This is a genomic window from Bradyrhizobium sp. 521_C7_N1_3 (genome assembly GCF_052075975.1).
GTDB classification, from domain to species: domain Bacteria; phylum Pseudomonadota; class Alphaproteobacteria; order Rhizobiales; family Xanthobacteraceae; genus Bradyrhizobium; species Bradyrhizobium japonicum.
Map to the genome: position 1 here is coordinate 7,450,237 of NZ_CP197232.1, position 14,152 is coordinate 7,464,388.

Sequence of the window (14,152 nt, forward strand, 5' to 3'; positions counted from 1 at the left end):
TGCGGCCACAGCAACTCGACAAGGTGTCGCAGGCACAGGACGCGGTCGATCCGGACCCTGGCAAATTGGATCGGGTGATATCGGGATCGAGCGGGATCATCGGTTGTGGCCAGTGCTCAGCCGGTACGAAGGTACGCACGCAGCTATCAGGCACAGGCCCGGAATTCTTCCGGATTGGCACGAATAGGGTCGGGCGAACTGACGCAGCCCGCGTTCGATTGCAGCCGAAGAGCGGATGCCGGAGCAAGGCGGAGGAGCGCCCGCAGGCGCCCGCGCGTGCGGTCAGCGCGAGCGCTTCGGCAATTTCGGGAGCTTGCCAGGATCGAACGGGGGGACCTTCGCGATCTGTTCGGGGGCCGGCGTCGGCTGTTCGGTCCGAATGAGCGTTCCCTGGAGTACGACGCCCGGCGCCTGTCCCGCCGTCGCGGTGTAAGTCGCGATCTTGCCGGGGCACGTCCCCTGGATCTCCAGCGTGAGCTCATCATCCACCCCGAAGACCGTTGCACGTCCATCGGTATGACGCTTCGTCAGCACGGTGGCGGTGAAGCGATCGCCGTCGACGTTGCAGGAGCCGTGATAGGTCATCAGGCTATCGCGGCCCCAAATCTGGCCATCTGCGACATGGACGATCCCGGTACCCTGGTCCAGTGGTGTCTTGTACCACGCCGCGTAGGTGCCGTCCTTCAGCATGGGAGCAGTCTCCCTTGACATTCCCTCGCGAATAATCCGCATGATCAGCGCTAAGAAACGGTTAATCGCGCGGCCCGTGCGAATCCGGTCTTTCCCTTCGCAACTCGGCTTCCAGTTCCTCGATGATGCTGTGAAGCAGACTTGCGGCAAGCGGATCGGTGACTTCGCGCTCCAGAAGCCTGTAACGCGCGATCTGGAATTCCTGCTCTCGCAACTGGTGCTCTGTCATCGGACGGGCCCTCCGGCAAACCTACCCGGAAACAGCCAAGTCGTTTCGTTACAATTTTCAGATCATTTGCTATGGTTTCTGATCGGTAAAGGAACGCGGCGCCAAGCAGGTCGCGGGGTTTGCAATGTCGATCGTTCAAAGCTATCGCGCCTTCGCCTACAACAATGCCTGGGCGAACCACCGATTGCTCCGCGCGTGCGCCGAGCTGAGCCAAGGCGAATTTGAGGTCGAGCGGACGGGCTTCTTCCCGAGCTTGCAGCGGACGTTGAACCATATTTATGTCGTTGACCTCTTTTACGTCGATGCACTCGAGGGTGGATGGCTTGGGCCGAAGGCCTGGGAGGATCCGATCCCATTTCCGGCTCTTGCAGGGCTCTCGGAAGCTCAAGCATCGATGGACCGCCGCTTCATCGGCGTCTGCGATGCTCTGACACCCGCCTCGTTGAACGAAGACGTGCGGATCAATCGAGATCCCAGTGTCCAGACAGAGCGACGCGACCGGCTGCTGATGCATCTCATTCAGCATCAAATTCACCACCGTGGGCAGGCGCATGCGATGTTATCGGGAACGCGCATCAAGCCGCCGCAGCTCGACGAGTTCTTTTCGACGGCCGAAGCGCCGTTGAGGGCATCCGAGTTTGCCGATCTGGGCTGGACGGAGGAAACCGTTTGGGGGCCGCCCGACTGAGCGAGCGCGCTACCGATTGCGGTTCCGACCTGCTCCGACCGAGGCGACGACAACTTCCATCAGCCATGCAACACCGGCGTCCTTCATCGCAGCCTTGGTCGCGATGGCGCAGATCGTATCCGGTTTACGGGCGAAAGGCAGCTCGACGAACACCAATCCGAAATGCCCGGCGTGCTGTTGCACCAGACGCCGCGGCAATGCAGCGATCAGTTCGGACCCTGCAAGCTGGACCAGCGCCATCATAAAGTTCGGGACAGTCAACGCAATGCGGCGCTTGAGACCGCGCTTTGCCAACATCTCATCGACGAAGCCGCGCGGCTCACCGCTGAGAGACACTAGCAGATGCTGCGATTGCGAGAATGCCGCGGGTGTCGGAGCTCTTGCGAAGGCATGTCCCTTGCGCATGGCCAGCACGAATTCCTCGTCGTAGAGCCTGCGCGCCTCGAAACGCGGCGATACCGCCGGCAGCGGCAGCATCGCGATGTCCAGCTCTCGTCTTTCGAGCATCTCGAGGCACTCGTGCCAGGGTTCGCCGATCGCGCCGCCGCGGAGCGCGGGCATCACATGGATCAATCCGATGTCGATGTGGGGCGCCCTGCTCGCGATCGAACCGAGTAGCTGCCCCGTTGTCGAGGCGAGAACAGCATCGGGTGCGCCGATCGTAAAACGGCGATGGCTTTTTGCAGGGTCGAATGGTCTAGCCGCGCCAACCAGTTGTTCGACGCGCGCGATGATTTCAGCGATAGGGTGGTCAAGCTCCAGGGCCCGCTCCGTTGGAACGACGCCCTTCGGCGTTCGCAGGAACAGCGGGTCGTTCAAAACAAGGCGCAGCCGGCCAAGTGCGTGGCTGACAGCGGAGGGCGTCAGGTTCAGTCGCGCGGCCGCGCGCGCGACATGGCGTTCTTCCAGGACCACGCGGAAGAGCACAAGGAGATTCAGTTCAAGCCTGGATAGATCAATTTGGTTCAGCATGTTGCTGAAATCATATCGCTAGATTCATCGAGATCAAAGCCCCATGGAATGCGTAGATCGTGCAATCAGGAGCCTCGAAATGATCAGAAGGTCGAAAGAGGTGAGCAAAAGCCACGGCTCGCCGGACAACCAGGACTCGCCAGACAGGATCTCGAGGCGCTCGATGATGATGGCGGCGGCGGCAATTCCGATATCCGGCCAGCCTTCAGCCGACGCGGCCGCCGAGGACGATGCGACAGCCGGTCTCATCAAGCTCGCCGGCGAGAAGAATGCCGCCTTCATGCGTGGCGACATGGACCGCTGGTCGCAGCTCGTCCGCATTGCCCCGGATTTCACGCTGATGCAGCCCTTCGGTGGCCCTGCCAGCTTCGGATTCGACAACAGCCCAAAACGGCTGGCCGACCTGGCGCAATATTTCAGGAACGGGGAAACCGGACTGGAGGTCTTGCAGACCTATGCCTCGAACGGGCTCGTCGCGCTCGTCATGATCGAACGCCAGAGCGCGGAGGTCGGCGGCCTACCTGCCCAGGACTGGTCGCTGCGCGTCACGGAGATCTATCGCAAGGACGGCACGGATTGGCAGCTGGTACACCGCCATGCAGACCCGCTGGTCCGGCGCATTTCCTTGCAGCAAGCGGCGATCCTCGCCCGAGGCTGGGCGGAGTAAAGATGGTGTCTTTCGCCCTCCAGCGTGTCGAACTCAGAACGTCATCCGCATGCCCGCATAGAACGCACGGGGCCTTGCCGGGCTCAGCGATCGCGGGTCGTTGAATTCCGCGCCGCCATTGGTGAAGTTGGGCAGGGCTTCCCTGTCGAAGAAGGTGCCAAGCGTCGAGTAGCGGTTGTCGAAGATGTTGGCGACGCGACCGTAAATCTGCAGGTTCTTGGTGATCTGGTAAGAGGTGTGGAGATTGAACACGGCGTAGGACGGCAGCTTCGGAAACTGGTTGGACTCATCGCCGACGAAATACTGGCTCGAGACAAAGAGCGCGTCACCCCCGACCTTCCAGACATCGGTAACCGCATATTCGATGCTTGCCTTGATAAGGTGGCTAGGGAGGCGCGGAATGTGATTGCCCGGCAAGACCTGGATGTTGCCGTCGGCGTCGGCGAACGGGCTCTCTGATCCAAGCGTCAGCGCGTCGAGGAAGCGCGCGTCCAGGAACGCGTAGCTCGCCTGGAACTGAAGCACATTCGACTTCAGGCTCACCTCGGCTTCGACACCTTGCCTGCGTGTTCGGCCGACGTTCTGGAAAAAACCGAAGCCGGTCAATCCGGGAATTGGCGTCGCGAGGATGTCGTCGTAGTTGGTCGCGCGGTAGGCACCGATTTTCCATCCGAGGGAGCCGATGTTCAATTCCTTGGTGCCGCGGAAGCCCGCTTCGAACGTCTTGGATACGACTTGCTGAAGTGGCGGGTCAGCGATCAGGAACTGCCCGATGATGCACGGCCGCGTCGGATCGGCGCAGCCGAGTTCGAGCGGCGTCGGCACCCGGTTGGCTTCGGAATAACCCGCATAGGCGGTGACTTCAGACGTGATCTTGTAGGTACCGCCGATGATGGGATTGAATCGATTATAGTTATGATCGCCGTTGAGCGCGGTGCCGAGCTGGTCCATCAGGGAGATATGGGCCGCATTGAACCGCCCGCCTCCCGTGATCGCGAAGCGATCATCCACGTTGAACGTGTCGAGCGCATAGAGCCCCTGATATTGATTGACGGTGCGAAGCGACACAGGGCCGACCGATGTCGGGTCGCCGGACGGGCCCAGGAATATGCCGCTGCCCGTGACGACATAGTTCGTGCCTATGGTTCCTAATTCAGCGCTGCCGATGAAGCGCGTGCTGCTGACATCATAGCTCGCGCCAACTACGAAGCGGTTCTCATGACCGAACAGCTGGTCGCTGTTGGTCGCCTGCCCGGATACGCCGAACGTGGTCGATTTCGTGCTGGTGCGATCGATCTCGCCAAGAATGGCATCCGGCGCAAAGGTATTGGCGAGCTGAACGCCATTCAGGCCAAAAGCCGGGACCGTATCATCGCCGAAGCACAGGAGGGTTGGATCGGCACACGCCTGGGCATCGGTCGGATTTCCGTCCACGGTACTCTGTTTGAAGCTCCGCAGATGCGCCGTGCCCTCAAAGGTCCAGGTCGGCGTCGCCTCCACCTTGCCGGTCAGGTTGAGATAGCCGACCTTGTTGGAGATGGTTTGCGGCGTCGTGTAGGTCGCCCCCCAATATTGCTGGAGCAATTCAGCCGGAACAGTGCTGGGTCCTGCCAGGGAATTGTTGGCGACGCCGCCATTGAGGTGAAACTCGTTGCCTTCGAAGCGGTACCCGACATCGCCATAGAAGCGTCGGACATCCGATTGCGAGAAATTGCGGAAACCATTGTCGTGAACGCCTTCGAGCGCTCCGTAGACTGCCCAGTTATTGTCGACCTTCTTGCCCCATTGCGCAGAGCCCTGGATGCGACCGAACGAACCGCCCATGATGTCGATTTCGGCACCCTGATAGTTGAAGCCGTTCTTCATCTGCAGATCGATGGCGCCGCCGAGCGCGTTAAGGCCGTATGCCGGATTGTTGGTTACGACCACCGCCGATCGAATCGCAGCCGTCGGGATCAGATCCCAATTGACAGTGTCGGAAAACGCCTCGTTGATGCGTACGCCGTTCTGGTAGACGGCGAGGCCCTGCGGCGTGCCGGCCAGAGGTGAAGCGACAAAGCCGCGAAACTGCACGTCGGGCTGGAATGGATTGCCGGTCACTTCATTGATGCTGAGACCAGGCACGTACTGCTGCAGGGCAATGGCGATATCCGGCGAGGCGGTACGCCTGATCTGACTGGCATCGACCGCATTAATGCTGGCTGGAATTTTGTCGACTTCGATGCTGCTGCCGGCTCCGGGTGCCGTCGGGTAGACGTAGAGGCGCGTCTTGGGAGCGGCGGACGCCGGCGCCCCTATGCGCGCGACCGGCCGCGTCGGCGCACTACGCCTCACGGCCGGTGGCGGTGGTGCCGCGATCTCGACCGCCGGCAGGTTCTGGACGTTGGTTTCCTCGTCCTGCGCGGCTACGGCGGGGCTTGCAAGGACCAAGCCCGACACCAGCCCCGTCGACACCGAGGCCATCAACAAACGACGCTTGAACCAAAGAGGCGTGCCCATCCCTGCCTTCCCATCCGTGACCACCGGCTGTTTTGATTTTCGCCGTTTGGTTGAGACGAGTGTATTCGGCGGCAGTGAGTCCGCCAGCCACAAAAGGTCAGGCACTATCCGCCCCCGTTTTCCCGACCAAATCGGGAATTTTTCCCGACACAATCAGGATGCCACCGTCGGAACCAGCGCCTCCACAGTCAGTCCGCCGTCGCCGGAGACGACGTTGAGCGTGCCGCCCAGCGCCAGAATGCGCTCGCGCATGCCGACGAGGCCGAAGCCGAGCTTCTGGCCCGGCTCCATGCCGCGGCCGTTGTCGCTGACCCGCACGCGCGCGTAGCCGCGGCCGCCGGCCTGCTCGACGGGCTCGATCACGACATTGACCGACGTCGCGCCGGCGTGGCGGAACACGTTGGTGAGCGCCTCCTGCACGATGCGGTAGATGGTGAGGTCGGCCGTCTCGCCGGTGACCCCGAGCGTGGCGGAGATCACGGTTTCGATCGCGACGTCGGGATGCGCCTCCCGCCACAGCCGCGAGAGCGATTCCAGCGCCTGGCGCAGGCCGAGCTCGGCAAGGCCGACCGGCCGGAGCCGCTCCAGCACGCGGCGGGTGAACTGCTGGAGCTGGTTGATCTGTTCCAGCAAGGCGCTGCCGTGCTTTCGGACCGACTCGGCATTCGGCGCGCGCCCGTCCGCGAGCTTCGCCAGCGCGCTCGCATGCGCGCGCAGCGAGAACAGATACGGCCCGAATTCGTCATGCAGCTCGCGCGCGATCTCCTTGCGCTCGACGTCCTGGAGCGACACCGCGCGCTCGGCCAGGAGCCGCTTTTCCTCCACCGCCGCGCCGAGCGCCTCCGCGAGATGATTGAGCTTGCCGCAGATCGCGGCCAGCTCGGGCGCACCGCCCGGCGTGGCGCGCGCGTCATAATGCCCGCCCTCGATCGCGGTCATCGTCTGCGCCAACGACTGCAGCGGCGCGAGCGCGCGGCCGACCACCGTCATCATCACCAGGAACAGCGCGAGCGCGATCACCGAGCCGACCTCGAGCTGGGTCACGATGGCGTCCCAGATCTCGGCGATCTCGTCGTCGGGATGCGCGGTGATCACCAGCGAGCCCGGCTTGCCATGGACCGAGACTGGTACACTCACCGCAGTCTGCTCGGGATGAACCAGGCTGACGAACCAGGCCGGCGGTCCGCGCGCGTCGTCGTCGGCAGGCCGGGGCGGCGTCAGCGGGTTACCGCCGGCATCCTGAAGCGCGATGCTGACATGGCGCAGGCGGCTCAGATCGCGTGCGATCTGGTTCAGCCTGGCATCCGGATCGGGCGCCTCGTTCAGATCGGCCACGATCATCTCGATGAATTCGCGCGCAAGCCGGATCACGCTCTGGTCCTCGGCCTGCACGCGCGGCCCGGCTTCCGCGACCTGGCGGCCGATATTGACGGCGAGCCCCAGCGCCAGCAGCAGTGCCAGCAGAAGGTTGATGCGCGCGCGCAACGATAGATTTTGCCACATTGGTGCCGCCCGTGCCTCGCGAAGGTTGGCCCGCACCTGTCCGATGACGTTGACAGAGGCGAAGCGCCCGATATCTAATCGAAAGCGTACAGCAATCCCGGCCGGGTTGCATGAGGCGACATGAGACGCGCGCAGCGTTCCTGTTCGGATCATGCGGCGCAAAACAGGCAACTTCTGTCAAGGGGAACGCGCTGTCGCGAGGAACGCCTATGCGTATTCTGATCGTCGACGATCATCCCATTGTCGCCTCCGGCTGCCGCGCCGTGCTGGCCGACGAGGGCGAGATCGAGATTTTGGAGGCCGCCGACGCCGAGGACGGCGAATGCGTCTTCATTGTCGAGCGCCCCGACCTCTGCATCATCGACATCAACCTGCCGACCGTGTCCGGCTTCGAGCTCGCGCGCCGCATCCTCGAACGCGCGCCCGAGGCCCGCATCATCATGTTCAGCATGAACGACGACCCTGCCTTCGCCGCGCGCGCGATCGAGTGCGGGGCCAAGGGCTACGTCTCCAAGACCGGCGACCCCGACGACCTCGTCGAGGCGATCCGCGCCGTCGGGGCCGGCGGCACCTATCTGCCGACCGCGATCGCGCGCAGCATCGCGTTTGCAGGACCGACGCTGGCGCAGAGCCCGCTGTCGAAGCTGAACGCGCGCGAGATGGAAATCCTGCGGCTGCTCAGCGCCGGAAAGAGCCTGTCCGAGATCGCCTGGCTGGTGCAGTCGTCCTACAAGACTGTCGCCAACACCTCCTCGATCATGCGACAGAAGCTCGGCGTGAAGACCTCGGTCGAGCTGGTGCGGCTGGCGATCGACAGCGGCGTCGCCTGACGCGCGCGCCGCCACGAATTCGGTCACACAAGCGTTGCAATCCTGATGTGGTTAGATGCCACGGAGCATAACGGCATGACGATCCAGACTGTCTCGACCAACACTTCCTATGGCGGCGTGCAGGGCGTGTACCGCCATGCCAGCCAGGCGACCGGAACCGACATGGTGTTCTCGGTCTATGTTCCCCCACATGCCGCCGGCGCAAAGCTTCCCGTGGTCTGGTATCTCTCCGGCCTCACCTGCACGCATGCCAACGTCACCGAGAAGGGTGAATTCCGCAAAGCCTGCGCCGAGCTCGGCCTGATCTTCGTCGCGCCGGACACCAGCCCGCGCGGGCCCGACGTGCCGGGCGATGCCAACAATGCCTATGATTTCGGCCTCGGCGCCGGCTTCTATGTCGACGCGACGCAACAGCCGTTTGCGCGCAACTATCGCATGTGGAGCTATGTCACCGACGAGCTGCCAAAGCTCGTCGCGGAGAATTTTCCGGTCGACGCCAAGCGGCAATCGGTGATGGGTCATTCGATGGGCGGCCACGGCGCGCTGACGGTCGCGCTGCGCAATCCGCACCGCTATCGCGCGGCAAGCGCGTTCGCGCCGATCGTGGCGCCCTCGCTCGTGCCCTGGGGCATCAAGGCGCTGACCGGCTATCTCGGACCGGACAAGGAGACCTGGCGCAACCATGACACCGTTGCGCTGATCGAGGACGGTGCGAAATATTCCGGCTTCCTCGTCGACGTCGGCGAGGCCGACAATTTCCTGAAAGAACAGCTCAGGCCCGAGCTGCTCGAGGCCGCCTGCACCAAGGCGGGCATCCCGCTGACGCTGCGGCGGCAGGCGGGGTATGACCACAGCTATTATTTCATCTCGACCTTCATGGGCGATCATCTGCACTGGCATGCGGAAAGATTGAAGGGGTGATCTTTCTTACCCTCCCCTGGAGGGGGAGGGTAAGAAATCCCTATTCCGGCTTCCCGTAATTCGGCGCCAGCAATCGATTGCGGATCAGATAGCTCATCGTGCGCGACCACGATTCGTCCGTGTTGCCGCGCATGTCGGCGCTGGCGGCGGTGATCATGTTGCCGGTCTTCACGTCGCGCAAATAGATGTTGAGATTGATGATCAGGTTCGAGACCTTCTGCACCATGCCGGTGATCTCGAGGTCGGCGCCGAGCTGGTCGGCAAGCTTGAGGTCGCAGCCGCCGCAGGCCTGCAAATTGGCGTGACGGGCCGCATCCCTGACCGGTGCGATGTCGAGCAGCTGGAACCTTCCCGACAGAGCCAGTTCCTTGCGCAGCTGCTCGCTGATGCGTTCGAGCCGCGCCTCTTCCGGCTTGGAGCCGTAGAACTCGCCGGGAAGGCTGGTGTCGATCAGCTCGAAATCGAACACCGCGAGCCTTGGCGGATCGGCCAACGCGACCGACCCCGTCAACAGCAAAGCTGAGAAACAGATCAGCGCTCGCATGATCGTGATTCCCGGCCTCGCGCGCGCGGGGACGAAATGCGGGGTTGCAAGCCGGGCCAAATCGGTCATGCTTTAGCAGAGACAATTCTCCACCGGCGGTCAAGCCAGGGAGAACATCTGGAGGAAACATGATCCGATGGTTGGTCGGCCTGATCGGCCTGGGTCTTGCCGCGACGAGCGCGCTCGCGGCCGACCCGGTCCAGATCGGCGTCGGCTATCTCGGCGTCGCCGGCACCAGATCGACGCTGTCGCTGGTCGAGCAGCCCGCGGAGAATGACGGTGTCGCTGGCGCGCGCCTCGCCATCGAGGACAACAACACCACGGGAAAATTCCTCAACCAGCGCTTCACGCTGGAGGAGCGCCGCATCAAGGAAGGCGAAGATCCGGTTGAGGCCGCGGCTGCGCTCGCCGAGAAGAACGGCTTCATCATCGCCGACCTGCCGGCCGACGCGCTGTTGAAGGTCTCGGATGCCCTGCGTGAGCGCGGCACGCTGCTGTTCAACGCCGGCGCGATCGACGAGCGGCTGCGCGAGACCGATTGCCGCGCCAATGTCATTCACACCGCACCGACGCGCGCGATGCTGGCCGATGCGCTCGGCCAATATCTGGTGTGGAAGCAGTGGAAGCGCTGGGTGCTCGTGGTCGGCTCGCATGACGAGGACAAGCTGTTTGCCAACGCGCTCCGGCGTACCGCCACACGCTTCGGCGCCAAGATCGTGCAAGAGAAGACCTTCGAGGACAAGGGCGGCGCGCGCCGCACCGATAGCGGTGTCACGCTGATCCAGCGCCAGATGCCGGTGTTCACACAACAATTGCCGGCCTATGACGTGCTGGTCGCCGCCGACGAGAGCGAAGTGTTCGGCGCCTATCTGCCCTATCGCACCTGGGATCCGCGCCCCGTCGCGGGCTCGGCCGGCCTCGTGCCGCGCAGCTGGGACGCATCGCAGGACCAGTGGGGCGCGATCCAGATGCAGAACCGCTTCATCAAGCTGAATTCACGGCGCATGACCGCGCTCGACATGCAGGCCTGGACGGCGGTGCGCATGATCGGCGAGGCCACCTCGCGCACCAATTCCGGCGACGTCAAGAAAGTCACCGACTTCATCAAGGGGCCGGATTTTTCGGTCGCTGCCTTCAAGGGCACAAGACTGACCCTGCGCGACTGGAACCTGCAGCTGCGCCAGCCGATCCTGCTGGTCGACGGCCGCATGGTGGTGTCGGTGTCGCCGCAGGAGGGATTCCTGCACCAGGTCTCCGAGCTCGACACGCTCGGCTACGACCGCCCGGAGAGCAAATGCAAGCTGAAATGAGGACGCGAATGTTGCGCATGTGGCGTGTGGGGTTGCTGTCCGGACTGGCGCTTGCGGCCGCGCCCGCGCATGCGTTCATCGCCTATGTCTCGAACGAGAAGAGCAACACGGTCTCGGTGATCGACACCGACAGCTGGACCGTGACCAAGACCATCAAGGTCGGCCAGCGCCCGCGCGGCATCGATTTCACGCGCGACGGCAAGTTCGTGATGGTCGCAGTCGGCGACGACGACACCATCCAGGTGATCGATGCCAAGACCCAGGCCGTGGTGGACAGCCTGCCCTCCGGGCCCGACCCGGAATTGTTCGCGCAGGATGCGGCCGGAAAAATCCTTTATGTCGCCAACGAGAACGACAACACGGTGACCGTGATCGACCTGGAGAAGCGCGCGCGGCTCGGCGACATCCAGGTCGGCGTCGAGCCCGAGGGCATGACCATCAGCCCCGACGGCAAGACGCTGATCAACACGTCCGAGACGACCAACATGGCGCATTTCATCGACACCTCGTCGCGCCAGATCGTCGCCAACGTGCTGGTCGACGCGCGGCCGCGCTTTGCCGAATTCAAGCATGACAGTTCGGAGCTGTGGGTCTCCTCGGAGATCGGCGGCACGGTCTCGATCATCGATCCCAAGAAGCACGAGGTGACCGGCAAGGTCACGTTCGAGATTCCGGGGTTGCGGAAAGAGGCGATCCAGCCGGTCGGCATCAGCATGACCAGGGACGACAAGACCGCCTTCGTCGCGCTCGGCCCCGCCAACCGCGTCGCCGTGGTCGACGTCGCCTCGCGCAAGGTGACGAAATACCTGCTGGTGGGACAGCGCGTCTGGCACCTGGCGTTCACGCCGGACGAGAAATATCTGCTCACCACCAATGGCGTATCGAACGACGTCTCGGTGATCGACGTCGCCGCGCAAAAGGTGATCAAGACCATTCAGGTGGGCGAACTGCCCTGGGGCATTACGATCGCGCCATGACCAGCCCTGCTCCCATCGCCGAACCACAGGAGATGCCGAGGCTGGAAGCGGCCGCGGTGCCGGCGCTGTCGATCGACGGCGTCAGCCATTCCTATGGGCCGCGCCGGGCGTTGATGGACGTCTCCTTCAATGTGCAGCCTGCGAGCTTCACTGCGCTGCTCGGGCTCAACGGCGCGGGCAAGAGCACGCTGTTCTCGCTGATCACGCGCCTGTTCGGCATCCAGAGCGGCCGAGTCGGCATTTTCGGCCACGACATCAGCAAGAGCCCCGGCGAGGCGCTGCGGCTGCTCGGCGTCGTGTTCCAGCCGCGCACGCTCGATCTCGACCTGTCGCTGACACAGAACCTGCTCTATCACGCCGCCCTCCACGGCATCAGCCGGCGCGAGGCGGCCGCGCGCAGCGGCGAACTGCTCGGCCGCATCGGGCTCGAAGAGCGTGCCGGCAGCAAGGTGCGCGATCTCTCGGGCGGCCAGATGCGGCGGCTGGAGATCGCCCGCGCCCTGCTGCACCGGCCGCGGCTGCTGTTGCTGGACGAGCCGACCGTCGGCCTCGACGTCAAGGCGCGCGCCGACATCATCAGCCATGTCCGCCAGCTCGTCACCGAGCAAGGCATCGGCGTGCTCTGGGCCACGCATCTGTTCGACGAGATCATGCCCGGTGACGACCTCGTGGTGCTGCACCAGGGCAAGGTGCTGGCGCAGGGGCCGATGAGCCGCGTCATCACGGATGCCGGCGCGCAGGACGTCAACACCGCCTTCATGCGCCTGACCGGTGCGCAGACGATGCCGGGAGGCGGCGCATGAGCAGCATCACGACACGGGATACACCGCGCGGCTTCTCGGCCGCGGAATACATGACCTGCCTCACCGGCATCGTCTGGCGCGAGGGCCTGCGCTTCCTGCATCAGCGCGAGCGCTTCGTCTCGGCGCTGGTGCGCCCGCTGGTATGGCTGTTCATCTTCGCCGCCGGCTTCCGCCAGGTGCTCGGCATCTCGATCATCCCGCCTTACGAGACCTACATCCTCTACGATGTCTATATCGCGCCCGGGCTGATGGCGATGATCCAGCTCTTCAACGGCATGCAGTCCTCGCTCTCGATGGTCTATGACCGCGAGATGGGCAATATGCGGACGCTGCTGGTGAGCCCGCTGCCGCGCGGGTTCCTCTTGTTCTGCAAGCTGCTGGCGGGCACCGCGGTGTCGCTGCTCCAGGTCTACGCGTTCCTGCTGATCGCCTGGTTCTGGGACATCACCCCTCCCGCGATCGGCTATCTCACCGTGCTGCCGGCGCTGATCCTGTCGGGGCTGATGCTGGGCTCGCTCGGCATGCTGATCTCCTCGGGCATCAAGCAGCTCGAGAGTTTTGCCGGCGTGATGAACTTCGTGATCTTCCCGATGTTCTTCGCCTCCTCCGCGCTGTACCCGCTCTGGCGGGTGCAGGAGGGCAGCCCCTATCTCTACTATCTCTGCGAGGCCAACCCGTTCACTCATGCGGTCGAACTGATCCGCTTTGCGTTCTACGGGCAAATCAACTGGATCTCGCTGGCGGTGGTGACGGCCTGCACAATCGTCTTCATGATCGGCGCGATTCTGGCCTATGATCCCTCGCGCGGGCTGGCGCGACGGGGCCCTGCGGGAGGCGAATGATGAGATCCGGGACCGTGATCGTAGCCGCTGTGGCGCTCGCTGTTGCGGGCACGGCCGCGCGCGCGGCTGATCCACGCTATCCCGACTGGCCCTGCACGCAGGCAAAAGTACCGGTGATTTCTCTCGCCGCGGTGTGGGCCGGTCCGGCGCTCGACGACGCCGAGACCAAGTGGAAGGACGACGCCAAGATCAGCGCGCTGGTCTCAAAGCTGTCGGCGCGCAAGACGCCGCTCGACGAGGCGGAGAAGTCGGTCAAGGAATTTCTGGCGGGCTCCGCCGCTGACAAGACCGCGAACGCAAAACTCCTGTTCGCCGGTCTGTTCGACACGCTCAATGCGCAGCGCTCCCAGGTCATGAGCGGGCTCGAACGCGTCAGCCGCAAGCAGCGCGAGGCCGCCGACAAGATTCGCGAGGAGACCTTGGCGCTGCAGGCGCTCCAGGGCGCAACGCCGCGCGACGAGGCCAAGGTCGAGGCGCTCAGCAACGACCTGATCTGGAAGACCCGCATCTTCGAGGACCGCCACAAGGTGGTGCGGTTCGTTTGCGAAGTTCCGACCACGATCGACCAGCGCCTGTTCGCTCTCGGACGCGTGATCCAGCAGGAAATGGAATAGCGTCAGCCTCGCTGACAGCTCACCAAAAGTTCCCGCGATCGCCTCGGGAACGTTAACCTTTTG

The 14,152-nt window shown here is 63.7% G+C and carries 15 protein-coding genes; 9 read left to right on the forward strand and 6 right to left on the reverse strand.

Going from position 1 to position 14,152, the window contains the following annotated elements; genetic code table 11:
* Nucleotides 1-282 precede the first annotated feature (282 nt).
* Both AB7008_RS35140 and AB7008_RS35145 read right to left on the reverse strand, forming a co-directional pair.
* The gene (locus tag AB7008_RS35140; RefSeq protein ID WP_028156698.1) at nucleotides 283-690 is read right to left on the reverse strand and encodes a hypothetical protein; all 408 of its coding nucleotides are present in this window, start codon (nucleotides 688-690) and stop codon (nucleotides 283-285) included.
* A gap of 61 nt (nucleotides 691-751) precedes the next feature.
* Nucleotides 752-919: a hypothetical protein gene (locus tag AB7008_RS35145; protein ID WP_196236530.1), complete on the reverse strand. Its 168-nt coding sequence runs from the start codon at nucleotides 917-919 to the stop codon at nucleotides 752-754.
* Between the two features lie 124 nt (nucleotides 920-1,043).
* Here AB7008_RS35145 and AB7008_RS35150 point away from each other — a divergent pair, with 124 nt between their 5' ends.
* Nucleotides 1,044-1,607 (forward strand): DinB family protein, encoded by a 564-nt coding sequence (locus AB7008_RS35150; protein WP_441260278.1) that lies wholly within the window; start codon nucleotides 1,044-1,046, stop codon nucleotides 1,605-1,607.
* A 9-nt stretch (nucleotides 1,608-1,616) separates the two neighbouring features.
* Here AB7008_RS35150 and AB7008_RS35155 read toward each other — a convergent pair whose 3' ends face one another.
* Entirely contained in the window at nucleotides 1,617-2,579 is a 963-nt protein-coding gene (locus AB7008_RS35155; protein ID WP_304490754.1) for a LysR family transcriptional regulator, read from the reverse strand.
* 163 nt (nucleotides 2,580-2,742) lie between these two features.
* On the opposite strand from AB7008_RS35155, the gene AB7008_RS35160 reads away from it, so the two are divergent.
* Nucleotides 2,743-3,246, forward strand: a complete 504-nt coding sequence (locus tag AB7008_RS35160) for a DUF4440 domain-containing protein (protein WP_441260279.1) — start codon at nucleotides 2,743-2,745, stop codon at nucleotides 3,244-3,246.
* 33 nt (nucleotides 3,247-3,279) lie between these two features.
* Here AB7008_RS35160 and AB7008_RS35165 read toward each other — a convergent pair whose 3' ends face one another.
* Together AB7008_RS35165 and AB7008_RS35170 are read right to left on the reverse strand one after the other, a co-directional pair.
* Nucleotides 3,280-5,745 carry a TonB-dependent receptor gene (locus tag AB7008_RS35165; RefSeq protein ID WP_028156702.1) on the reverse strand — a complete coding sequence of 822 codons (2,466 nt, stop codon included), beginning with the start codon at nucleotides 5,743-5,745 and terminating at the stop codon, nucleotides 3,280-3,282.
* A gap of 153 nt (nucleotides 5,746-5,898) precedes the next feature.
* Nucleotides 5,899-7,248 (reverse strand): histidine kinase, encoded by a 1,350-nt coding sequence (locus tag AB7008_RS35170; RefSeq protein WP_441260280.1) that lies wholly within the window; start codon nucleotides 7,246-7,248, stop codon nucleotides 5,899-5,901.
* 209 nt (nucleotides 7,249-7,457) lie between these two features.
* On the opposite strand from AB7008_RS35170, the gene AB7008_RS35175 reads away from it, so the two are divergent.
* Together AB7008_RS35175 and fghA are read left to right on the forward strand one after the other, a co-directional pair.
* Nucleotides 7,458-8,078: a response regulator gene (locus tag AB7008_RS35175; RefSeq protein ID WP_028156704.1), complete on the forward strand. Its 621-nt coding sequence runs from the start codon at nucleotides 7,458-7,460 to the stop codon at nucleotides 8,076-8,078.
* A 75-nt stretch (nucleotides 8,079-8,153) separates the two neighbouring features.
* The gene (fghA, locus tag AB7008_RS35180) at nucleotides 8,154-8,999 is read left to right on the forward strand and encodes an S-formylglutathione hydrolase (RefSeq protein WP_039152707.1); all 846 of its coding nucleotides are present in this window, start codon (nucleotides 8,154-8,156) and stop codon (nucleotides 8,997-8,999) included.
* 40 nt (nucleotides 9,000-9,039) lie between these two features.
* Here the strand turns inward: fghA and AB7008_RS35185 are convergent, their stop codons facing one another.
* Nucleotides 9,040-9,612 carry a DUF3280 domain-containing protein gene (locus AB7008_RS35185; protein ID WP_152621421.1) on the reverse strand — a complete coding sequence of 191 codons (573 nt, stop codon included), beginning with the start codon at nucleotides 9,610-9,612 and terminating at the stop codon, nucleotides 9,040-9,042.
* A 59-nt stretch (nucleotides 9,613-9,671) separates the two neighbouring features.
* On the opposite strand from AB7008_RS35185, the gene AB7008_RS35190 reads away from it, so the two are divergent.
* From AB7008_RS35190 to AB7008_RS35210, 5 genes are read left to right on the forward strand one after another with little or no spacing between them, the layout of a single operon-like run.
* Nucleotides 9,672-10,853 carry an ABC transporter substrate-binding protein gene (locus tag AB7008_RS35190; protein WP_304490757.1) on the forward strand — a complete coding sequence of 394 codons (1,182 nt, stop codon included), beginning with the start codon at nucleotides 9,672-9,674 and terminating at the stop codon, nucleotides 10,851-10,853.
* Nucleotides 10,854-10,861: 8 nt separating this feature from the next.
* On the forward strand, nucleotides 10,862-11,830 hold the full coding sequence (locus AB7008_RS35195) for a YVTN family beta-propeller repeat protein (RefSeq protein WP_028156708.1): 969 nt from the start codon (nucleotides 10,862-10,864) through the stop codon (nucleotides 11,828-11,830).
* A complete protein-coding gene (locus AB7008_RS35200; protein WP_041959066.1) occupies nucleotides 11,827-12,633 on the forward strand; it encodes an ABC transporter ATP-binding protein in 807 nt (268 codons plus the stop codon). The genes AB7008_RS35195 and AB7008_RS35200 overlap by 4 nt, the downstream gene beginning before the upstream one ends.
* A complete protein-coding gene (locus tag AB7008_RS35205) occupies nucleotides 12,630-13,475 on the forward strand; it encodes an ABC transporter permease (RefSeq protein WP_441260281.1) in 846 nt (281 codons plus the stop codon). Before AB7008_RS35200 ends, AB7008_RS35205 begins: the two co-directional genes overlap by 4 nt.
* Nucleotides 13,475-14,089 carry a hypothetical protein gene (locus tag AB7008_RS35210; protein ID WP_028156711.1) on the forward strand — a complete coding sequence of 205 codons (615 nt, stop codon included), beginning with the start codon at nucleotides 13,475-13,477 and terminating at the stop codon, nucleotides 14,087-14,089. Before AB7008_RS35205 ends, AB7008_RS35210 begins: the two co-directional genes overlap by 1 nt.
* The last annotated feature ends 63 nt before the right edge of the window (nucleotides 14,090-14,152 follow it).